Origin of the sequence: Corallococcus caeni (genome assembly GCF_036245865.1) — a bacterium.
GTDB classification, from domain to species: Bacteria; Myxococcota; Myxococcia; order Myxococcales; family Myxococcaceae; genus Corallococcus; species Corallococcus caeni.
Genome location: NZ_BTTW01000005.1, coordinates 310,336 through 330,705 on the forward strand (window position 1 = coordinate 310,336; position 20,370 = coordinate 330,705).

17 protein-coding genes are annotated in these 20,370 nt (G+C 72.5%); 9 read left to right on the top strand and 8 right to left on the bottom strand.

Going from position 1 to position 20,370, the window contains the following annotated elements:
- Positions 1 to 105 precede the first annotated feature (105 nt).
- Entirely contained in the window at positions 106 to 1,020 is a 915-nt protein-coding gene (nhaR, locus tag AABA78_RS22540; RefSeq protein WP_338265609.1) for a transcriptional activator NhaR, read from the bottom strand.
- 169 nt (positions 1,021 to 1,189) lie between these two features.
- On the opposite strand from nhaR, the gene AABA78_RS22545 reads away from it, so the two are divergent.
- Genes AABA78_RS22545 through AABA78_RS22555 form a run of 3 tightly spaced genes read left to right on the top strand, consistent with a single transcriptional unit; the run spans position 1,190 to position 5,387 of the window.
- Positions 1,190 to 2,656 (top strand): TolC family protein, encoded by a 1,467-nt coding sequence (locus tag AABA78_RS22545; RefSeq protein WP_338265612.1) that lies wholly within the window; start codon positions 1,190 to 1,192, stop codon positions 2,654 to 2,656.
- Between the two features lie 5 nt (positions 2,657 to 2,661).
- Complete coding sequence (locus tag AABA78_RS22550; protein WP_338265614.1) at positions 2,662 to 4,347, top strand: peptidase domain-containing ABC transporter; 1,686 nt, start codon at positions 2,662 to 2,664, stop codon at positions 4,345 to 4,347.
- Complete coding sequence (locus AABA78_RS22555; RefSeq protein WP_338265615.1) at positions 4,344 to 5,387, top strand: HlyD family secretion protein; 1,044 nt, start codon at positions 4,344 to 4,346, stop codon at positions 5,385 to 5,387. The genes AABA78_RS22550 and AABA78_RS22555 overlap by 4 nt, the downstream gene beginning before the upstream one ends.
- A 36-nt stretch (positions 5,388 to 5,423) precedes the next feature.
- Here the strand turns inward: AABA78_RS22555 and AABA78_RS22560 are convergent, their stop codons facing one another.
- Positions 5,424 to 6,230: an alpha/beta hydrolase family protein gene (locus AABA78_RS22560; RefSeq protein WP_338265616.1), complete on the bottom strand. Its 807-nt coding sequence runs from the start codon at positions 6,228 to 6,230 to the stop codon at positions 5,424 to 5,426.
- Between the two features lie 117 nt (positions 6,231 to 6,347).
- Between AABA78_RS22560 and AABA78_RS22565 the strand changes: the two genes are divergently transcribed.
- Complete coding sequence (locus tag AABA78_RS22565) at positions 6,348 to 9,950, top strand: protein kinase domain-containing protein (protein WP_338265618.1); 3,603 nt, start codon at positions 6,348 to 6,350, stop codon at positions 9,948 to 9,950.
- Between the two features lie 719 nt (positions 9,951 to 10,669).
- Here the strand turns inward: AABA78_RS22565 and AABA78_RS22570 are convergent.
- Positions 10,670 to 11,572, bottom strand: a complete 903-nt coding sequence (locus tag AABA78_RS22570) for an SDR family oxidoreductase (RefSeq protein WP_338265619.1) — start codon at positions 11,570 to 11,572, stop codon at positions 10,670 to 10,672.
- Between the two features lie 81 nt (positions 11,573 to 11,653).
- On the opposite strand from AABA78_RS22570, the gene AABA78_RS22575 reads away from it, so the two are divergent.
- On the top strand, positions 11,654 to 12,283 hold the full coding sequence (locus AABA78_RS22575; RefSeq protein WP_338265621.1) for a TetR/AcrR family transcriptional regulator: 630 nt from the start codon (positions 11,654 to 11,656) through the stop codon (positions 12,281 to 12,283).
- A gap of 28 nt (positions 12,284 to 12,311) precedes the next feature.
- On the opposite strand, the gene AABA78_RS22580 is transcribed toward AABA78_RS22575, so the two are convergent.
- The 3 genes from AABA78_RS22580 to AABA78_RS22590 all read right to left on the bottom strand — a co-directional run bounded on the left by AABA78_RS22580 (position 12,312) and on the right by AABA78_RS22590 (position 14,919).
- Entirely contained in the window at positions 12,312 to 12,806 is a 495-nt protein-coding gene (locus AABA78_RS22580) for a cupredoxin domain-containing protein (protein ID WP_338265624.1), read from the bottom strand.
- A 76-nt stretch (positions 12,807 to 12,882) separates the two neighbouring features.
- A complete protein-coding gene (locus tag AABA78_RS22585; RefSeq protein WP_338265626.1) occupies positions 12,883 to 14,505 on the bottom strand; it encodes a sigma 54-interacting transcriptional regulator in 1,623 nt (540 codons plus the stop codon).
- Between the two features lie 33 nt (positions 14,506 to 14,538).
- Positions 14,539 to 14,919, bottom strand: a complete 381-nt coding sequence (locus AABA78_RS22590; RefSeq protein ID WP_338265628.1) for a hypothetical protein — start codon at positions 14,917 to 14,919, stop codon at positions 14,539 to 14,541.
- Positions 14,920 to 15,154: 235 nt separating this feature from the next.
- On the opposite strand from AABA78_RS22590, the gene AABA78_RS22595 reads away from it, so the two are divergent.
- Both AABA78_RS22595 and AABA78_RS22600 read left to right on the top strand, forming a co-directional pair.
- The gene (locus AABA78_RS22595) at positions 15,155 to 15,766 is read left to right on the top strand and encodes a DUF2378 family protein (protein ID WP_338265630.1); all 612 of its coding nucleotides are present in this window, start codon (positions 15,155 to 15,157) and stop codon (positions 15,764 to 15,766) included.
- A gap of 20 nt (positions 15,767 to 15,786) precedes the next feature.
- Entirely contained in the window at positions 15,787 to 16,188 is a 402-nt protein-coding gene (locus AABA78_RS22600; RefSeq protein WP_338265632.1) for a TonB family protein, read from the top strand.
- Here the strand turns inward: AABA78_RS22600 and AABA78_RS22605 are convergent.
- Positions 16,175 to 17,188, bottom strand: coding sequence for a zinc-dependent alcohol dehydrogenase family protein (locus tag AABA78_RS22605; RefSeq protein WP_338265635.1), 1,014 nt, complete (start codon positions 17,186 to 17,188; stop codon positions 16,175 to 16,177). The two genes, AABA78_RS22600 and AABA78_RS22605, sit on opposite strands and share 14 nt — an antisense overlap.
- Before the next feature lie 47 nt (positions 17,189 to 17,235).
- On the opposite strand from AABA78_RS22605, the gene AABA78_RS22610 reads away from it, so the two are divergent.
- Positions 17,236 to 17,868 carry a hypothetical protein gene (locus AABA78_RS22610; protein ID WP_338265637.1) on the top strand — a complete coding sequence of 211 codons (633 nt, stop codon included), beginning with the start codon at positions 17,236 to 17,238 and terminating at the stop codon, positions 17,866 to 17,868.
- A gap of 88 nt (positions 17,869 to 17,956) precedes the next feature.
- The gene (locus AABA78_RS22615) at positions 17,957 to 19,432 is read left to right on the top strand and encodes a S28 family serine protease (protein ID WP_338265639.1); all 1,476 of its coding nucleotides are present in this window, start codon (positions 17,957 to 17,959) and stop codon (positions 19,430 to 19,432) included.
- A gap of 3 nt (positions 19,433 to 19,435) precedes the next feature.
- Here the strand turns inward: AABA78_RS22615 and AABA78_RS22620 are convergent, their stop codons facing one another.
- Entirely contained in the window at positions 19,436 to 20,341 is a 906-nt protein-coding gene (locus tag AABA78_RS22620; RefSeq protein WP_338265641.1) for a LysR family transcriptional regulator, read from the bottom strand.
- Positions 20,342 to 20,370: the final 29 nt, after the last annotated feature.

Sequence of the window (20,370 nt, forward strand, 5' to 3'; positions counted from 1 at the left end):
CGGTTCCCCTTCCGGGCGGGGAACGGAGGGCTCGGCTGGCTGGCTGCTGGGAAGAACTCCCCGGTCCTTCGCGGAGCGCTGAAGCGCGCGCCGGAGCCGCCCCCTTCAGGCCTGCCGGAACAGGTGCGTGCGCGCCGCGTCGGAGATGGCGACCGCCGCGGGGTGCCGCAGCCGCCGCTCGACGGTGAGCGCGTAGAAGTGCTCGCGCACCGCGTCCACGCGGCCCACGACCTCCACGTCGTACTGGGAGCGGATCTCCGCCTCGATGACGGAGGGGCCCGGGAAGACGCCCTCGCCGGCCTGCCCGAAGGCCTTCATCAACGCGCTGTCCTGGAACTCGCCCCGGACGCGGGGGCGCACCCCCTGCGACTCCAGCCACTGCATGAGCGAGCGACGTGACGGCGCGACCTCCGCCAGGAGCAGGAAGGGGGCTCCGTCCAGCGACTTCGGGAAGCCGCGGCGCAGGGACGCCGCGAGCCGCGCGGTCGCGAACAGCGTCGTCCCGCACTCGCCCAGCAGGTGGTTGTAGGCGCGGATGCCGGAGGCGGGCGGCACGGGCGAGTCCGACAGCACGAGGTCCAGCGCGTGCTGGGACAGGTCGCTCAGCAGCTTCTCCGTCCGGTCCTCGGTGCAGATGAGCTGCACCTCTTCGGACATCCGCATCGCGGGCTCCAGCAGCCGGTGCGCGATGAGCTTCGGCATCACCTCCGACACGCCCACCAGCAGCTTGCGCGGGCGCGCCGTGGGCAGCCCCTTCAGCCCGTTCTGCAGCTCGTTGCCCAGCGTGAAGATCTCATCCGCGTAGCGGTAGACGTAGCGGCCCACCTCCGTGAGCACGAGCTTGCGGCCGGCGCGCTCGAACAGCTTCTCTCCTAGGGCCTGCTCGAGGGCCCGCACCTGCCCCGTCACCGTGGGCTGGCTGAGCCGCAGCTTGCGCCCCGCGGCCACGACACCGCCCTCGCGCACGACCGTCCAGAAGTACAGCAGGTGGTGGTAGTTGAGCCAGTCCATCGCCGCCATATATCGGCTTTCCTGTGGCTTCAGCGCGCCAATTACCTATTTGCCGATATATCGCCGCGCTCGTATTTCCAGGGCCGGCGAAACGGATGGGGCCCGCGTCCCCATCCGCGCCTGGAGGAAGTCGATGCGCGGCACTCCCAGACAGCACGCCCCGGGCCCGGGGAGCGACGTGAGCGAAGAGCCCCGCGCCAGCAGGCCCTGGCGCGCGCCGTGCGCGGCCGCGCTGTGCGGCCTGGTGCTGACGTCGTGGAGCCCGCCGGCGAGCGCGCGGGGCGTGTCCTCGTCCTCCCCGCCACCGCTGTCGCTGGAGGAGGTGCTGGCCTCCACCGCGTCCCACTTCCCCCTCATCGAGGCGGCCCGGCTGGACGCGGAGGCCGCGCGCATGGAGCTGCTCGCCGCGCAGGGCGGCTTCGACCCGGAGCTGAAGGCGCGTGCCACGGCCTTCCCCGTGGGCCCCTACCCGTACACGCGGCTGGAGGCGACGCTGCAGCAGCCCACGCCGTACCACGGGGCCACCGTCTTCGGCGGTTGGCGCCGGGGGGACGGAAAGATTCCGGAGTACTACGGCAACCTGGAGACGCTGAGCGCGGGCGAGCTGCGCGCCGGGGTGACGGTGCCGCTGTGGCGCAACGGCCCGGTGGACCGCCGCAGGGCCACGCTGGAGCGGGCGCGGCTGGGGCACACCGCGGCGGAGCACTCCGTGCGGCAGGCCGCGCTCGACGCTTCGAGGAACGCGGCCCACCGCTACTGGGACTGGGTCGCGGCCGGCCGCCGCAAGGCCATCGCCGGGGAGCTGCTGGAGTTCGCGCGCGCCCGGGACACGCAACTGGCGAAGCGCGTGCGCAAGGGGGACCTGGCGGCCCTCGAGCTGACGGACAACCAGCGCGCACTCGCGCAGCGCGAGTCGCAGGTGGTGGCGGCGGAGCGGCTGTTGAAGCAGGCGGCGCTGGAGCTGGCGCTGTACCTGCGCGACGCGGACGGCAACCCCGTGCCCGTCCTTCCTGAGCGGCTGCCCGCGGACTTCCCCGCGCTGGACGCGCCGCCCCCCGCCGCCGAGCCGCTCGGCGACATGCTGGCGCGGCGCCCGGATGTGTCGCGGCTGGAGGCCCAGGCCGCCCAGCAGCGGGTGGAGGCGCGCTTCGCGGCCAACCAGCAGGCGCCCCTCATCGACGTGACGGTGGCGGCCGCGCAGGACCTGGGCTCGGGGCCGGAGCGGCTGCGCAAGACGGAGCTGGAGGTGGGCGTGGTGCTGGACGTGCCGCTGCTGAACCGCGCGGCGCGGGGACGCGACGGCGGCACGCGCGCGTCCGTGGCGCGCGTGGAGGCCCAGCTGCGGCTGCAGCGCGAGCGGGCCGCCGTGGAGGTGGGGGACGCGCGCGCGGCCCTGGACGCGGCCGGGTCACGGGTGCTGCTCGCCCGGACGGAGGCGGCCGCCGCGCGGGAGCTGGCGCAGGGTGAGCGCACGCGCCTGCGCCACGGCGACAGCAGCCTGCTGCTCGTGAACCTGCGCGAGCAGACGGCGGCGGAGGCCCAGGTGCGCGAGGTGGATGCACTCGCGGAGTACTTCAAGGCCGCGGCGACGTTGCGCGCCGCGCTGGCGCTGCCGGTCGCCACGGTCACCACGCCGGGGAGATGAACACAATGGCCACGGACACGCATCACCCTCACCTGACCCCCTGGGAGCGGCTGAAGGCCGTGCTCACGCCGGAGCGCGGTGACCTCTGGGTCCTCGTCGTCTACGGCGCGGGCGTGGGGCTGCTCTCGCTCGTGGTGCCCATCACCGCGCAGGCGGTGGTGAACACCGCCGCCTTCGGGACCGTGCTCCAGCCCCTGGCGGTGCTGGGGCTCGTCGTCTTCGGCCTGCTCGTCCTGGCCGGGGGCCTGCGGCTGATGCAGGTCCTGGTGGCGGAGCGGCTCCAGCAGCGGCTCTTCGCGCGCATGGCGGTGGACCTCGCCTGGCGGCTGCCGCGCGTGCGGGCGCAGGTGCATGACACCCACCGCGTGTCGGAGCTGGTGAACCGCTTCATGGACGTGATGACCATCCAGAAGGCGACCTCCCTCATCCTGCTGGATGGGCTGGCGCTCGCGCTCCAGGCGCTCGTCGGGCTGACGGTGCTGGCCTTCTACAGCCCGCTGCTGCTCGGCTTCGACCTGCTGCTGCTGGGGAGCATGGCGCTGGTGCTCTTCGGGCTCGGGCGGGGCGCGGTGCGCACCAGCGTCCAGGAGTCGTATCGGAAGTACGAGGTCGTGGGCTGGCTGGCGGAGCTGGCGCGGGTGCCGCTCGCCTTCTGGGGGCCGGCGGGCGGGGCGCTGGCCCTGCGGCGCGCGGATGAGGCGACCCAGGCCTATCTGGAGGCGCGCTCCGGGCACTTCCGCATCCTGCTGCGCCAGGTGGCGGGAACGCTCGCGGTCCAGGCGCTCGCGAGCGGGCTGCTGCTGGGCGTGGGAGGCTGGCTCGTCACCCGCCAGCAGCTGAGCCTGGGCCAGCTCGTGGCCGCGGAGCTCATCGTCGCCCCGGTGGTGGCCAGCTTCGCCAAGTTCGGCAAGTACCTGGAGAGCCTCTATGACCTGCTGGCCGCGGTGGACAAGGTGGGCCACCTCTTCGACCTGCCCATCCAGCCGGACGGGGGCGAACCCCTGGACCGCCGGGACGGGCGCGCCGCGGCCCTGCGCCTGCGGGACGTGAGCCTCCCGGCCAGCCCGCTCTCCACCGCGACGTTGCGCGACGTGGACCTGAAGGTGGAGCCCGGCAGCCGCGTCGCCATCGTCGGCCCGTACAGCTCCGGCAAGCGCCTGCTGGTGGACGTGGCCGTGGGCCTGCGGGAGCCGGCCCACGGCTTCGTGGAGCTGGACGGCATGGACCTGCGCGAGGCGTCCACCGACTCGCTGCAGGCCCAGGTGGCGCTGGTGCGCGGCATCCAGCTCTTCGACGGCACGGTGCAGGAGAACGTGGCGGTGGGCCGCGCGGACGTGTCGCTCCAGGACGTGCGACAGGCGCTGGACGCGGTGTGTCTGCTGGATGAGCTGTCGCGGCTCCCGGACGGCCTGCGCACGCGCCTGTCGGGCGGCCACACGCTGCTGTCTCCAGGGCAGGCCCAGCGGCTGATGCTCGCGCGCGCCCTGGTGGGCCGCCCGCGGATGCTCGTGCTGGATGAAGCCCTGGACAGCCTGGACGCGGACGTGCGCTCGCAGGTGGTGGACCGGCTGCTGACCCCCGGCGCGCCGTGGACGCTGCTGCTCACCACGCACCTGCCGGAGCTCGCGGCGCGCTGTGACCGCGCGCTGCGCGTGCAAGCGAACACCCTGGTGGAGGTGAAGCCGTCATGAGCATGCCCTATCGCGTCTCCTTGCAGGATGGCCGCATCGGGTCCTTCGCGCGCGTCCGCCCGGTGGCCTCCGCGCGCAGGCTCGCGGGCGGGATGGTGGTCGCGGGCGTCCTGCTCGCGTTCGGCCTGGCGTTCATCCCCTGGCAGCAGTCGGCCTTTGGAGAAGGCCAGGTGGTGGCGTACTCGCCGGACGAGCGCCAGCAGCGCGTGGACGCCCCGCTGGACGGGTGGCTGGACGCGTGGTTCGTCCAGGAGGGCTCGCACGTGGCCAAGGGGGACCCCATCGCGCGCATCGTGGACAACGACCCGGAGCTGCTCCAGCGCCTGCGCTCCGAACAGGAGGCGGCGCAGGCCCGCCTCGCGGCGGCCGAGCGCGCGCTCGACACGGCGCTGCGCAACGTGCGGCGCCAGTGGCAGCTCTTCAACGAGGGCCTCAGCTCGCGCAAGCAGTACGAGGAAGCGCAGCTCAAGGAGGCGGACGTGATGAAGGAGCTCACCAGCGCCCGGGCGGAGCTGGCGCGGGTGGACACGCGGTTGGCGCGCCAGGGGCGGCAGCTGGTGACGGCGCCGCGCGCGGGCGTCATCCTGCGCAGGAACGCGGGCGACAGCGCCATGTACGTGAAGACGGGGGAGCCGCTGGCCGTGCTCGTGCCGGAGACGCGCTCGCGCGCGGTGGAGCTGTGGATGGACGGCAACGACCTGCCGCTGGTGATGCGCGAGCGGCAGGTGCGGCTGCAGTTCGAGGGCTGGCCCGCGCTCCAGGCCAGCGGCTGGCCCTCCGTGGCCGTGGGCACCTTCGGGGGTGAGGTCTCCGTCATCGACGCGGCGGGTGGCGGCCAGCCGGGCCGCTTCCGCATCCTCGTCACGCCCCTGCCCGGTGAGCCCTGGCCGGCGAGCGACCTGCTGCGCCAGGGCGTGCGGGCCCATGGGTGGGTGCTGCTCGAACAGGTGCCGCTCGCCTACGAACTGTGGCGCCGCTTCAACGCGTTCCCGCCCGCGCTGTCCAAGCCGCCCCCGGAAGCGAACCCCCAGAAGAAGTAGCCCCGGCTCCAGGGAGCCCCGGGCGCACGGCGGACGCTAGCGCAGCGTCCGCACGGCCTGGACCACGCGGGGCCACTCCTTGGAGCGTGGGTCGATGAGCTCGAAGTGGCCCGCGCCCTTCAAGGGCACCAGGTGCACGGGGTCTTTCTGCTGGACGCCCCGGGCGTGGAAGCCCTCGCTGACCTTCAGGGGGACGGTGTCGTCCTCGGTGCCGTGGAGGAGGACCTGCGGCAACTTCAGCGGCTGGAGCGCGGCGGGCGAGGCCACCGCGTAGCGCTCGGGGAACTGCTCCGGGGTGCCGCCCATGAAGGTCTTCACGATGCCCTTGCCCAGGTCCAGCGCCGCGCCCTGCGCCAGGTCCAGCACGCCGGCCAGGGACACCACGCCCTTCAGCTTCAGGGGTGCGTCGCGGTACAGCGCCTGCTTCGGCGTGAGGCGGTGGCGCGCGGCCAGCCACATGGCCAGGTGTCCGCCGGCGGAGTGGCCCATGGCCACCACGTTGGAGAGGTCCAGCCCCAGCGACGGGGCGGCGTCCACCAGGTGGTCCGCGGCGGAGGCCACGTCCTCCAGGGTGCCGGGGAAGCCACCGCCGGCCTGGCCCACGCGGCGGTACTCCAGGCTCCACGTCGCGAAGCCGCGCTTCGTCAGGTCCGCGCACAGGTGGCCCGCGTGCTCCAGGCCGTACTCGGCGCGCCAGAAGCCGCCGTGGACGAAGAGGACCACGGGGTGCGGGCCCTTGCCCTTGGGCTTGCGCAGCTCGGTGAACTGCTGCGGGGCTTCACCATAGGCGATGCGCGCGTCCGGCGGCGGCTGCGGCGTTTCCAGGACCCACATGGAGCTCATGCGCGCATCTTGGGAACGGGCGGGCGGGCACCGCAAGTCGCGCCGCGCCGCCGTGTGGCGACGTGCGTGGAAGCGGGAGGCTCCGCTACGCTCCTCCGGCGATGGGAGCGTGCTGGCGTGCTTGAGGCGGATGAGGCGGAGCTGCGCATGGCCCTGGCAGAGGGGCTCCTCTCCCGCGAGGACGTGGAGGCCGTGCGCGAGGAGGCCGCGCGGCGCGGCGTCTCTCCGCTCCAGCTCCTCGTGGAGCAGGGACGGCTCTCCGCGGCTTCGCTCGTGTCGCTGCGCCGGAGCCTGGAGGCGGAGACGCCACCTCCGCCCGGAAGCAAGGGGGAGCGCCCGCGCGACAGCGCGCTCCGCGACGAAGAACGCCCGCGGGAGGGCACGCCGCACGGCCCCGTGCATGCCGAAGCGCCCGTGCGCATGGGCCCTGCGCCGGGCACCGCCGACGACACGTTGCCTCCGGGCGCCGCGCCTGCCTCCGGAGTGGACGGGCCCGCGTTCCCGGTGCCGCACTGGGCGCTCTACCGGTCCATCCGCTTCCTGGGCCAGGGCGGCATGGGCCGCGTCTTCCTGGCCCGGGACCTGCGGCTGCACCGCGACGTGGCGCTGAAGTTCGTCCGCGACGAGGACCCGGAGCTGTCGCGCCGCTTCATCTCCGAGGCCCGCGCCCAGGCCCGCGTGGACCATGAACGCGTCTGCCGCGTGTACGAGGTCGGTGAGGTCCAGGGCCGCGCGTACATCGCCATGCAGTACATCCCGGGGGCGCCGCTGCACACCCTGGCCGGCACGCTGTCCGTGGAGCAGAAGGCGCTCGTGCTGCGCGACGCCGCGCTGGGCGTGCACGCCGCCCATCTGGCCGGGCTCGTGCACCGCGACCTCAAGCCCTCCAACATCCTCGTGGAGCGCGGCGAGGACGGCGCCCTGCGCCCCTACGTCATGGACTTCGGACTGGCGCGCGACTGGACCAGCGACGACGCCGCCACCGCCACCGGCACCGTGCTGGGCACGCCCCAGTACATGGCCCCTGAGCAGGCTCGGGGCGAGGTGTCCCACCTGGACCGGCGCGCGGACGTCTACAGCCTGGGGGCCACGCTGTACCACCTGCTGACTGGCCAACCGCCTGTCACCGGTGCCAATGGATTGGAGGTGCTCGGCCGCATCGCCACCCAGGAGCCCCGCCGCCCGCGCGAGCTGGACGCGGAGCTTCCGGCGGACCTGGAGGCCATCGTCCTCAAGTGTCTGGAGAAGGAGCGCTCGCGGCGCTACGGCTCCGCGCGGGCCCTGGCGGACGACCTCACGCGGTTCCTCGAAGGCGACCGGGTCCTCGCGCGCACCGGCCCCGCGTACCGCGTGCGCAAGTGGGTGGCCCGTCACCGGGTCGCCGTCGTCGTCGCGGGCATCACCGGGCTCGCCGTCGCGGGCACCGTGGGCCAGGGCGTGATGGCCCGGCGCGAGGTCTCCCAGCGCGAGGCCCTGACCCGTCGCTTCACCGAAGGCGTTGAACGCATCGCGGCCCAGGCCCGCTATTCCGGCCAGGCGCCCCTGCACGACACGCGGCCGGACCGCGAGGCGATGCGCGCCCGCATGCGCGACATCGAAGCGTCCATGCGCGATGCGGGCCCCGTCGCGGAGGGCCCGGGCCACTACGCGCTGGGACGCGGGTTCCTCGCGCTGGGGGACGAGGAGGCCGCGCGCACGCACCTGGAGGCCGCCTGGGCGAAGGGCTTCCGCGAGCCCCGCGTGGCGTATTCGCTCGCACTGGTGCTGGGCCACCGCTACCAGCGCGAGCGGATGGAGGCGGACCGCATCCCGGACGCGGCCAGCCGCGAGGCGAAGCGACTCGAAGCCCAGACGCGCTCGCGAGCTCCGGCGCTGGCGTTCCTGGAGCAGGGCCGGGGAGCGGAGGTGCCCGCCCCTGAGTACGCGGAGGCCCTCCGCGCCTTCCACGAGGAGCGCTTCGAGGACGCGCTGAAGTCCCTGGACGCGCTGGGCACGCGGCTGCCGTGGTTCCACGAAGCGCCGCTGCTCCGAGGCGACGTCCTGCTCGCCCGCGCCGTGCGCCATGCCCTGGCGAGTGAACGCGACGCCGCTCGCGATGACCTGGAGGCCGGACGCCGGGCCTACGAGGCGGCGGCGGAGATTGGCCGCAGCGTGTCCGCCGTGCACCGTGCGCGGGCGGAGCTGGAGCAGGAGGCCCTGCTGCTGGAGCTGTCCGGCAAGGGCGACGTGCTGCCCGCGTACACGCGCGGGATGGAGGCCGTGTCACGCGCGCGCACGGCGGCTCCCGATGAAGCGGAGACGTGGGTGCTGGAGGCCCGGCTCCACCGGCGCCTCGCCCAGGCGCGCTTGAGCAGTGGAGGCGACGTGGAGCCGCTCCTCGCCCGGACGCTCGACGCGGCGAAGGAAGCGCTGAGGCTCGAACCGTCCAGGGTGGAGGCACGCCACGCGCTGGCCATGGGCTGGTGGCAGTGGGCCCGCTACCGGCAGGACCGCAACGAGGATCCGCGCGAACAACTGCGCGCCGCCGTCGCCGCCTTCGAATCCATCCCGGAGTCCTCGCGAGACTACGACTTCCACCTGGACCTGGGGCTCGTCTTCAAGGTGTGGGCGGACTCCGAGGACGGACGCGGCGGCGACTCGCTGCCCTTCCGGCAGCAGGCCATCACGTCCTATCGACACGCCTTGGCGCTGGATGCGAAGCGGCCGGATGCGTGGATCAACCTGGGCACGGCCTACGTGAACCGCGCCAACCATCCGCGAGCTCCGTCGAAGGACGGGGACCTGGAGGAGGCAAGGACGGCGCTGGAGCGCGCGAGCACGCTCGACCCGGGCCACGTCGTCGCGTGGTTCTATCTGGCGGAGGTGCACCGCGCGCTCGCCCTGCGCCTGCGCGACCACGGCGGCGACGCGGGGCCGGGACTTGCCCGCGCGCTGGAGGCCTACCGTCACGGCGTCACCATCAACCCGAAGCTGCCTCCGTTGCGGAACGGAGTGGGCACCGTCCTGCTCGACCAGGCCCGTGAGGCGTGGGACCGGGGAGACGCGCCGGAGCCCTTGTTGGATGAGGCGGAGCAGGCCTTCCTTGAGGCCATCGCCATCGCGCCCAAGGTGGGCTTCGCGCACAACAACCTGGGTGAGGTGCGCATGTGGCGCGCGACCTGGAGGCGGCTGCGCGACCAGGACCCCACTGCGAGCGCGAAGGAGGCCCAGGCCGAACTCCAGCAGGCCACGGCGTTGCTGCCAGGACTCGCTGAACCGTGGGCCAACCTGGGCCAGGTGCACCACACCGTGGCGGCCTACGCGCTGAAGCAGGGAGGGGACCCACGCCCGGCGCTCACCCAGGCCACGGAGGCGCTGGAGCGCGCGCTGAAGCTCAACCCGTCGCTCGCGCAGGCGTGGCGCTGGCGGGGCGAAGCGCGGGCGCTCCAGGCCCGCGAGGAGGCCCGGCGGGGCGTGAAGCCAGACGCGTCCTTCCAGGCCGCGGCGAACGACTTCCAGAAGGCGCTGGAGCTGGAGCCCGAGAACCTGGATCAGCGCCTGGCCTACGGCGCCCTCCTGCGTGAATGGAGCGCGGCCTCCTCCGGCCCGGAGGCACGCGCCCACCTCCAGCAGGGCCTGTCGCTCACCGAAGCCGTGCTCACCGCGCGTCCGCGATGGAAGGATGCGAACGGGTTGCGTGATGCCCTGCGGCGAGCCCTCGCGAAGCTGCCACCGGACTGACCGCACGGGTCGGATGACCTTCGCTGGCCCGCCTCATGTGCAGTGAGCCGGCGAGAAGGACCCGATCCACGAGAACCCAACACGGGTCGTGGTTCGAAGCGTCAGCCGATGGAGGGCGAGTGCCCCGCCGCACTGGCGCAATGCACGGCGCCACGGGCTTCCGCTCGACGAGCCGTCGCGGTGGCGGGGGCGGACCTTCGCCGCCCGAGGCATCACGGGTCCACCGAGATGCCCCCAGCCTTCGGAGCTGAGAAAGAGAAAACCCTGCAGGGACCCTGCGGCGGAGGCGAACCGCACGAACCTGTCCGACTGTCGGACAGGTTTTGGAACGACGCGGCCGGGGGTGCTCCCGCTCAGTTCAAGCAGCGGCAACCGGTCCGACTGTCGGACAGGTTTGGAACGACGCAGCCGGAGGTGCTCCCGCTCGGCTCAAGCAGCGGCAACCGGTCCGACTGTCGGACAGGTTTGGAACGACGCGGCCGGGGGTGCTCCCGCTCAGTTCAAGCAGCGGCAACCGGTCCGACTGTCGGACCAGTTGGGGCCGCATCGGGCCCGGGTGCACGGCATGGAGGTCCGAGGCCTTGGCATCGGCGCATGCCCCTTGCCCTCTACGCCGGGAGCGCTGCTTCGGACTTCGCCACGGTTCGCGACTGGACGTGAGCAACCGCGAGACCTCGGGCTGAGGCATCCCGGGGCAGGTCAGCGCTCCTCCATCGCGCTCACAGAACCGTGCCAGCGTCCGGTGCGAAGTAATGCTCGTCGTCGAGATCCGCCAGGAGCCCGGGCCCTTCGGGCCGCCAGCCGAGCAGTTCGCGCGTGCGGGCGCTCGACGCGGGGGCATCGAGAGCGAAGAGCGCCCCCAGGAAGCCGAGGAAGTCGCCCGCCTCCGCTGGCGTCTTCGAAGCGACTGGAACCCCCAACCGGCGGCCAATGATGTTCGCGAGCTCCCGGGTCGGCACGCCCTCATCGGCGACGGCGTGGAGCCTCGAACCCGCGGGGGCTCGCTCCAGCGCGAGCCGGAAGAGCCGGGCCGCGTCGGACCGGTGCACGCCAGGCCAACGATTCGCCCCCTCCCCGACGTAGGCGGCCACGCCCGTCCGCCGCGCGGAGGCGATGAGGTGCGGCACGAAGCCGTGGTCACCCTTGCCATGAACCGACGGCGGAAGCCTCACGATGGACGTGCGCACGCCTCGCTCGGCCAGCGCGAGCATCTTCGCCTCGGACGCGCCACGCCCCGCCGGAGCCGCCGCGTCGGTCTCCTCGACGACGCGTCCCGGCGCCAGGAACAGCAGCCCCGCCGCGTTGACGAAAGGTCGCTGGGAGCCCTCGAGCGCCGCGCCGATGGCGTCAATCGCTCGCGCGTCGGCACGCACCGAGTCCTCGAAGCGGGAGAAGTCGTGGATGAACGCCAGGTGGATGACTCCGTCCGCCTTCGCCGCCCCGGCCCGCAGGCTGTCCGGGTCGTCCAGCGAACCGCGATGCACCTCCGCCCCCGCCGCCTCCAGGGTCCGGGCCGAAGCCTCCGAACGGGCAAGCCCCACCACCTGATGCCCCGCCCCCAGAAGCTCGGGGACGACCGCCGAGCCAATGAACCCCGATGCACCCGTGACGAATACGCGCATGGAAAAGCTCCCTCATGTCAGCTACTGACATCACTACTAACAAGTGATGTCAGTGGCTGCAATCAGGTTATGTTGATGCCCATGGGCCGCTGGGAACCCAACGCACGAGACCGGCTCGCACAGGCGGCGATGACGCTGTTCCAGGAGCACGGGTACGACCGGACGACGGTGGAGGAGATCGCCGCGCGCGCGGGGCTCACGGAGCGGACGTTCTTCCGCTACTTCACCGACAAGAAGGAGGTCCTGTTCGGGGGCTCTGACGCGCTCCACGAGCGCATCGTCACCACCATCGCGGAGGCCTCGCAGGGGACCGCGCCGCTCGACGCGGTCGCCGCCGCCCTGGAGTCCATGGCCCCCTTCTTCAAGGACCGCCGCGACCATGCCCGGGCGCGCCAGACGCTCCTTGCCGCGCACGCCGAGCTGCGGGAGCGCGAGCTGAGCAAGCTGGCCTCCCTCGCCTCGGCGGCCGCGGACACCCTGCGGAAGCGCGGCGTCACCGAGCCCGCGGCGAGCCTGGCCGCCGAGGCAGGCATCGCCGTCTTCAAGGTCGCGTTCGAGCGCTGGCTCGAGGACCCGAAGGCGCAGGACCTCTCACGGCACATCCAGCTCGGCCTTGACGAGCTCCGAGCTGTCACCGCGAGCACCGGGACCGGGGCGCCAGCCGAGCCTCCAAAGCGGCCCGTCAGGCCGGCCAGGGCCCGCAAGCCCTGACCGGTTCCATCCGGGGGACAGGCTTGCTTCAGTCCTCGCCGCGGCCGGTGACTTCCAGTGTGCCGTTGATGGTCTCGGTGATGCCCTGGGGCTGGGTGCACTTGGAGCAGTCGCTCGTCGGGCAGGACCACCACGAGGTGTTCGACCCCGGCTCGTCCTTACCGCGCACCTTCCACGAAGCGCTCTGGCAGGCGGGTACCAGCAGGGGGTTCGGCGCCCCCTCCTTCAGGAGCGCGCTGTTCGACAGACCGATGCACCGGTCCTGCTGCACCTGCGACACGAACGTCACCGTATCACCGGCCTGCACCTGCACCGCGTTGGGGCTGAAGTGGACCTTGCCATCCGAGCTGGTGATGATGGTTACCTGCGTGCCGCCCTCGGTCCGCGCGCCCTCTCTCGGCGCGCAGGGCTGCACCGGGCCGGTGTCGTCCGACGCGGGTTCTGAGGAGGTGGCACGGGGGCCGCTGGCGCAGGCCAGCAGCAGTCCGGTGAGGCACAGCGGGAAGACGAAGCGGCTTCGCATGGGGGACCCTCCAGGGGATGAACACTGACGGCGCGACGGCTCAGCATCCAGCGTGCCACGCGGCGTACCTACCTGCTTACGTCCCCTTCGCCACCAGCCCCAGCTCCTTCAGCCGCCGTCCCAGCGCGCGCTTCGACACCTCCAGCGTGCGCACCATCGCGTCGAGGTCGCCGCCGCAGGCTTCGAAGCAGCGGGTGATTTCGTCCGCGCCCAGGTCCCCCGCCGTGCGCAGGTTCGGGCTCCGCTCGATGAGGTCGTAGACGGACGGGCGCGGGATGCCCAGCGCATCCGCCGTGGCCTTCAGGTCCCACGCGCTCGCCCGCAGCGCGGCCAGCAGCTCCGCCTCCGTCACCTGCGAGGGCTTGCGCCGGGGCACCGCCGCCACGTCCGCCTCGGGAGCGCCCGCGGGCAGCGTCGCGCCTGTTCCTGGCGATTGCGCCGCCACCTCCGGCACCCCCAGCAGCTCATCCAGCTGCGAATCCGCCTGCAGCCGAGCCTGCCCCCGGCTCCCAATCACGAGCTGCCGCGTGAGGTTGCGAAGCTGCCGGATGTTCCCCGGCCACGCCGCTCGCACCAGCCTCGACGCCAGCGGCGCGGGCAGCCACGGCTCCGCGTGCGGGTCCTCCGTGTCCAGCCGCGCCTCCTCCCCCAGCGCCGCCAGCTCCTCGCGCGCGAAGTGGAAGAACAACCGGCCCACGTCCTCGCGCCGCTCGCGCAGCGCGGGCACGCGCAGGTCGTAGCCCGCCAGCCGGTGCAGCAGCGGCGCCTTGAAGCGCCCGTCGCGGATCTGCTCCTCCAGATGCGCGTCCGTCGCGGCGATGAGCCGCACGTCCACCGTCACCGGACTGCTGGCGCCCACGGGGTACAGCTCCCCGGTCTCCAGCACGCGCAGGAGCATCACCTGCACTTCCGGCGGCGCCTCGCCCACCTCGTCCAGGAACAGCGTGCCCCCGTGCGCCGCGCGGAAGAAGCCCTCGCGGTCCCGCGTCGCCCCCGAGTACGCGCCCTTCTGCGAGCCGAACAGCTCCGCCGCGGCCAGCTCCTTGGGGATGGCGCCCAGGTTGACGCTCACGAAGCGCCCCGCCTTGCGCGGCCCCAGCCGGTGGATGGCCTGCGCCACCAGCTCCTTGCCCGTGCCCGTCTCGCCGCGGATGAGCACCGACACGTCCAGGTCCGCCACCCGCTCGATGTGCTTGCGCAGCCGCCGCAGGCCCACGCTCTGGCCCACCATGCCCAGCGTGTCCGCCGCGCCCTCACCGTCCAGCTCCACCGCGTGCAGCAGCAGCACCACGCGGCCGGACAGCTCCAGCGCCACGCCGTCCCTCCACTCCGACGGCCCGAAGTCGCGCGTACCCTGGAGCGGGGTGCCCGCCACCACCACGTGCGTTCCGTCCTCCGGCACCGTCAGCCGCACGCCGCCGTCCGGCAGCGGGGAGAACTCCAGCGGCTTGCGGCTCACGAACGGATCCGCAAGCGGCAGCCCCAGCGAGCTGCCCGGCGGGGCGAAGTCCGGCGCGTTGCGCGACAGGGCCACCGGGCGGCCCGCCACGAGCGCGTCCAGCAGCCGCCGGTCCCCCACGCGCCGGGGCACCGGATGGGACACCACCGTCAGCGCGGGCACGACCCGGGGCGCCCCCCGGGCGGCTCCGCGCTCCTGCATCGCGGCCGTGGAGATGTCGGCGAGGGGGTCGTGCGGCATGGCCCACGACCCTACCCCACCCGCCTCCGGACCTCAGCGGCGCGACGACTTCGGCGCCAGGCTCACCGTGACGGTGTAGTTGCCGGAGCCCTGGTTGAACGACACCGTGGAGGAGATGTCGTAGTTGGCGCTCTTCGCGATGACGCCCGGGCCGGAGGCGTGCGACCAGCGGTTGTCCCACCACAGCACGAACTGGTCCGACGGGCTGGCGCCGCTCGAGTACGTCACGGCCCCCTCGTCCCCCATCAGCCCCCAGTTGGGCTCCGCGGTGAACAGGTTCTGCGTGCCCGCCTGCGTCGTCACGTTGGGCGGCGTCGACGGGCTGATGGCGCCGTGGTCGATGGTGGGCGTGCCCGGCAGCCAGTTGGCGCCGCTGGTGTTGTTGGCGACGAAAATCACGGAGGGAGTGCCCATGGTCTTGCTCCTGAGGAGGTTGGGGTGACGCCTCCCTCCCAGAGCAACCGCGATGCCACGCCCCCTTCCCTCGGAAGGCCCCTGCGCCGCCCCCCTTTCGACGCGTCGAACCGCGTCGACCGACCCGCCGGGCCCCGTGCCGCACTGCGTTTTCGAACAATCCACGGCACGTTCTTGAAATCTGGGAACCTCCCGGGTTGAGACAGCCCCGCTCACACGGGTAGCGTGGGAGGGCATGCCGAGTCCCGAACGCCTCGTGTTCCAGCAGAGCTTCGAAGGGCTGATTCGCGCCCTGGGTGACCGCCTGGACGATTCCTGCGCGCGGCAGCTGCGCGAGGCCGGCATCGACCCGCGCGGGAAGCTGTCGGTGGCCTATCCCCTGGAGGTTTGGGTGGAGTCGCTGAAGCTGGCGGCGGCCGTGCTCGCACCCGCGGCCACGCTGGACGACGGCGCGGAGGTGGTGGGCCGGCGCTTCCTGGAGGGCTACGGGGCCACGCTCATCGGCAGCGCGCTCCTGGCGGGGGTGCGGCTGCTGGGCCCGCACCGGATGCTGGAGCGGATGACGCGCAACCTGCGCACGGGCACCAACTACCTGGAGGCGCGGCTGGAGCAGACGGGCCCCACGCGCTACGTGCTCACCTGCCGCCCGGTGGTGGTGGCGGGCTTCTACCGGGGCCTGTTCGCCGCCGGCCTGGAGATGAGCGGCGCGCACGGCGCCTCCGTGGTGCTGATGCGCAGCGCGGGCGACGCGGCCGTGTACGACCTGTCCTGGCTGCCGGAGAAGGGCGCCGGCAAGCCGCCCGAGGTGAAGGCGCCGCCGCCCCGGAGCCCCGAGCCGAGGAGCTGAGCGGGCCCTATATTCGGCCCATGCTCCGTCTGACGAAAACCGCCGTGGTGGTGCTCGCGCTGGCCCTCGCTTCCGGGGCGCTGGCCGCGAGCGGCAGTCCCCAGCTCCAGACCTACTTCCAGGGCTCGGTGGACAGCCCCGCCTACCAGCAGCAGGCCTTCCAGCGCGTCGCGAAGGCCTGGAAGCAGCCGGGCCCCAAGGGCACACCGGCCCTGGGCAAGAAGACCATCGTGCAGGCCGTGCTCGACAAGGACGGCAAGCTGGTCTCCACCGCCATCCTCACGGAGTCCGGCGCCAAGGCGTGGGACGCCGCCGCGCTGGCCGCGGTGAAGAAGGCGGCGCCCTTCCCGCCGCTGCCCAAGAGCACCACGGCCGCCACGGTGGAGGCGCACTTCCACTTCGCGTGGGTCAGCTCACCTTGATGACAATCTTCCCGAAGTGCGCGCCCTGCTTCATGTGCTCGAAGGCGGCGCGCGCCTCCGCGAAGGGGAACACGCGGTCCACCACCGGGTGGATGTCATTGAGCGCGAACGCGCGCGTGAGGGCCTCGAAGGACTGACGGTGCCCCACGAACACGCCCTGCACGCGCAGGTTCTGCATCAGGATGGGGACGAGCGACACGGAGCCCGCCCCACCGGAGAGCACGCCGATGACGGACACGGTGCCGCCCACGCGCACCGCCTTGAGTGACTTCTCGAAGGTGCCCGAGCCCCCCACCTCCACCACGTGGTCCACGCCCACGCCGCCGGTGAGCGTGCGCACCGCCTTCTCCCAGTCTGGCGTGGTGACGTAGTTGATGCCCTCCTGCGCGCCCAGCTTCAGGGCCCGCTCCAGCTTGTCGTCGCGGCTGGACGTGACGATGACGTGCGCGCCGAACAGCCGGGCAATCTGCAGCGCGAAGATGGACACGCCGCCCGTGCCCTGGACCAGCACCGTGTCGCCGGCCTTGAGCCCGCCCTGCGTGACGAGCGCGCTCCACGCCGTCACCGCCGCGCACGGCAGCGTGGCGGCCTCCTCGTCGGACAGGTACGCGGGCGTGGGCACCACGCCGTCCTCGTGCAGGAGCACCGTGTCCGCGAGCGCGCCGTCCAGCGGCCCGCCCAGCGTGGTGGCGGTGATGGCCTTCGTGGGCTCACCGGCCTGCCATCCCTGCGCGAACAGCGTCATCACCCGGTCGCCGGGCTTCACGCGGGTGACACCCGGCCCCACCGCGTCCACCACGCCCGCGCCGTCCGAGTTGGGCACCAGCGGCAGCTTCTGGCGCGGGTTGTAGCGGCCCTCCACCATCATGAGGTCGCGCGAGTTGAGGCTCGTGGCCTTCACGCGCACGCGCACCTGGAAGGGGCCGGGCGTGGGGTCTGGCCGCTCCGCGCGCACCAGGTTCTCCAGGCCGAAGGCACCGCGAATCTCGTAGACGTTCATGACGCACGACCTTAGAGGCAGAACTCCACACCGAACAGGACCCCGCCATGTCACTGCTCCAGAAGTTGATGGAACACCCATCGCTCCATGATCCCTGCGGGACGGCCGCGAAGCGGGCCCACCTCAAGGCCAGCCTTCCGCCCTCCGTCGCGACGAAGCAGGTGGACGGCGACCTGAGGCTCTCCGAAGGCGAGGACCTCCTCGTCGAAGAGGGCCGCCTCCACGTGAAGGGGCACCTCCTCCTGGACGACCAGTCCCGCCTGCTGGTCGCGGGGGACGTGGTGGTGGAGGGCAACATCGTCCACGAAGGGATCGACTACGCCCTGCTCTTCGCGGGCGGCTCCATCCAGGCGGACAACCTCCTCTTCCACGGAGAGCTGGTCGCGCTGGAAGGCCTCAGCCTGCGCGGCGCGGCATGGACCTACTTCAATGATTACTCCACCTACGCCGACACGCTGACGGCCCGCGCGGTGGTGGCGGACGACCGCGCGGACGCCGTGGACCGGCTCCACGCGGAAGCGCACCTCCATGGTCACTCCCGGGTCATCGCCGCGGCGCTGGAGCAGCTGCTGCACCCCGAGGCATGGGACAGGTACCAGGAGGGCTCCTACACCGCGCTGGCGAAGCACCTGCGCCAGGGCCAGCGGCTGCTGCGCGACTCACCTCCGCGACGCAAATAGTTGCCCGGGGCACCTGGGAAGTCCTTCTTCACGAAATGCGACCCCAGCATCTTCGTAGCGTCTTTCCAAGACAGGAGGTATTTCCCATATGACGCGTTTCTTCGGTCGTCCCCTGGTGCTCGCCTGTGCGCTGGCGCTGGGGCTGCAAGCGTGTGGTGGCAGTGAGCTTCCCTTGGAGGCGGCGGCCCCGAGCGCGCCGGAAGTCCAGGCGCAATCCCTCACACAGGACGCGGCGCCGGACATCCTGGCCCAATTGCAGGCGGTTCCCGGCCTCACGGTGGTGCAGGAGCGGCCCGCACCCGCGCCGGGCATCCGGTTCTTCGTGCTGAGCTATGAGCAGCCGGCGGACCACCTGCACCCGAATGGCACGCGCTTCCAGCAGCGGATGACGCTGCTCTTCCGGAGCGCGGAGGCGCCCACGGTGCTGGCCAGCACGGGGTATGGCATCAGCACGTTCCCGTATCAGACGGAGCCCACCTACCTGGTGCAGGGCAACCAGCTGCTGGTGGAGCACCGCTTCTTCACGCCCTCCATCCCGCAGCCCGCGAACTGGAGGCTGCTGAGCATCGAGCAGGCGGCCGCGGACCACCACCGCATCGTCCAGGCCCTCAAGCCGCTCTTCCCGGGCAAGTGGATCAGCACCGGCGGCAGCAAGGGCGGCATGACGTCGCTCTACCACCGGGCGTTCTTCCCGCGCGACGTGGACGCCACGGTGGCCTACGTGGCGCCCAACAGCTACGGCACGCAGGACCCGCGCTACGTGAAGTTCCTGGGCAAGCTGGGCACGCCCGAGTGCCGTGAGGCCATCCGCGTCTTCCAGCGCGAGGTGCTGGAGCGGCGCGCGGAGGTGGAGCCCCTCTTCCAGGCCGCGGGCGCGGCGTATGGCCGGACCTACGACTTCCTGGGCGTGGACAAGGCGCTGGAGTTCACCGTCCTCGAGTTCGCCTTCGCGTTCTGGCAGTACGGCGACGCGTCGCTGTGCGACCTGCTCCCCCCGAAGGGCGGCCCCGCGCAGGGGCTGGTGGACCTGATGGATGACGTCGTGGGCATCACGTACATGAGCGACGGCGACCTGGACTACTACGCGCCCTACGACTTCCAGGCCGCCACGCAGCTGGGCAGCTACGCGTCCGCGGAGGAGCACCTGCGCGGCGTCCAGCGCTATCCCCGGGGCTATGACCCGCGGGCGCTCGTGCCCTTCGACATGAAGCCATATCCCTTCAACCCCTTCGCCATGCCGCTCGTGGAGGGCTGGGTGAAGGCGTTCGGCGAGCGCATCCTGCTGGTCTACGGAGAGAACGACCCGTGGTCCACGGGCGCGTTCAGCGTGAGCGCGCGCAATGACTCGTACCGGTTCTTCGAGCCGGGCGGCAATCACAGCGCCCGCATCACCGGCCTGCCGGAGGCGGACCAGGCCGTGGCGCTGGAGCGGCTGCGGACCTGGGCGGGGCTGCCGGCGGAGGACACCGCGACCCTGGGCCTGCGCGCCCGGAGCGTGAAGGCCGCGGAGCTGCCCGTCACCACGGGCGTGGTGGACCGCCGCCGCGGCCCGCCGCGCGACTGACCTTCAGGCCCTTTCGGCTGTCACCTCGCGGGCCACGTCGAGGAAGGCGCGGAACGCGGGGGACACCTGGGCGCGGCTGGGGAAGTAGAGGAACAACCCCTCCTGCCACGCCGCGTACGGTTCCAGGACGAGCTTCAGGGTGCCGCGCTTGAGGCGCGGCACGAGGGTGGGCTCAAAGGCATACATGAGGCCCAGGCCCGCCTCCGCCATCGCCACCAGCACCCCTTCGTGGGCGGCGAGCACGGGGCCTCGCACCGGGATGCGCCAGGTCTTCTTGCCGCGCTCCAGCTCCCACGCGTACCGGGCTCCCGTGGAGGGCAGGCGGATGTTCAGGCAGTCGTGGTCCAGCAGCTCCTCAGGGCGCTGGGGAGTGCCCCTGCGCTTGAGGTACGCGGGAGCCCCCACGACGACGTAGCGGAAGCGCTTGGACAGGCGGACCTGCACCATGTCCCGCTCGACGATCTCGAACGGGCGGATGCCCGCGTCCAGCCCCTCCGCCACGATGTCCACCATCCGGTCCTCGATGCGCAGGTCCACCTCCACCTGGGGATGGCGCTGGGCGAAGCGCAGCAGGATGGGGGTGACGACGGTGGCCAGGGAGATTCCAGGCACGGACAGCCGCACGCGCCCCGTCACCTCGCCCGCGCTGGCGGTGGCCGCCTCCAGGGCCTCCAGCGCCTGCTCCACGGAAGGTCCCGCGCGCTCCAGCAGCCGCTGCCCCGCGTCCGTCAGCGCCACGCTGCGAGTCGTCCGGGTGAGCAGCGGCACGCCCAGCCGGGCCTCCAGCTGGCGCACCTGCTGACTCAGCGCGGACGGCGAGATGCCCAGCTCCACGGCCGCCGCCGCGAAGCTGCGCCGGCGTCCCACGGCGAGGAAGGCATTCAGGGCGTTGAGGGGAGTGGAGGCCATTCGGAAGTTTTCCGACATGCCGCGTGCGG

Coding starts and splice junctions, on each gene's coding strand:
- nhaR (WP_338265609.1), bottom strand. CDS start 1,020: ATGGCGGCGATGGACTGGCTCAACTACCACCACCTGCTGTACTTCTGG.
- AABA78_RS22550 (WP_338265614.1), top strand. CDS start 2,662: ATGGCCACGGACACGCATCACCCTCACCTGACCCCCTGGGAGCGGCTG.
- AABA78_RS22555 (WP_338265615.1), top strand. CDS start 4,344: ATGAGCATGCCCTATCGCGTCTCCTTGCAGGATGGCCGCATCGGGTCC.
- AABA78_RS22560 (WP_338265616.1), bottom strand. CDS start 6,230: ATGAGCTCCATGTGGGTCCTGGAAACGCCGCAGCCGCCGCCGGACGCG.
- AABA78_RS22570 (WP_338265619.1), bottom strand. CDS start 11,572: ATGCGCGTATTCGTCACGGGTGCATCGGGGTTCATTGGCTCGGCGGTC.
- AABA78_RS22575 (WP_338265621.1), top strand. CDS start 11,654: ATGGGCCGCTGGGAACCCAACGCACGAGACCGGCTCGCACAGGCGGCG.
- AABA78_RS22580 (WP_338265624.1), bottom strand. CDS start 12,806: ATGCGAAGCCGCTTCGTCTTCCCGCTGTGCCTCACCGGACTGCTGCTG.
- AABA78_RS22585 (WP_338265626.1), bottom strand. CDS start 14,505: ATGCCGCACGACCCCCTCGCCGACATCTCCACGGCCGCGATGCAGGAG.
- AABA78_RS22590 (WP_338265628.1), bottom strand. CDS start 14,919: ATGGGCACTCCCTCCGTGATTTTCGTCGCCAACAACACCAGCGGCGCC.
- AABA78_RS22595 (WP_338265630.1), top strand. CDS start 15,155: ATGCCGAGTCCCGAACGCCTCGTGTTCCAGCAGAGCTTCGAAGGGCTG.
- AABA78_RS22600 (WP_338265632.1), top strand. CDS start 15,787: ATGCTCCGTCTGACGAAAACCGCCGTGGTGGTGCTCGCGCTGGCCCTC.
- AABA78_RS22605 (WP_338265635.1), bottom strand. CDS start 17,188: ATGAACGTCTACGAGATTCGCGGTGCCTTCGGCCTGGAGAACCTGGTG.
- AABA78_RS22610 (WP_338265637.1), top strand. CDS start 17,236: ATGTCACTGCTCCAGAAGTTGATGGAACACCCATCGCTCCATGATCCC.
- AABA78_RS22615 (WP_338265639.1), top strand. CDS start 17,957: ATGACGCGTTTCTTCGGTCGTCCCCTGGTGCTCGCCTGTGCGCTGGCG.
- AABA78_RS22620 (WP_338265641.1), bottom strand. CDS start 20,341: ATGGCCTCCACTCCCCTCAACGCCCTGAATGCCTTCCTCGCCGTGGGA.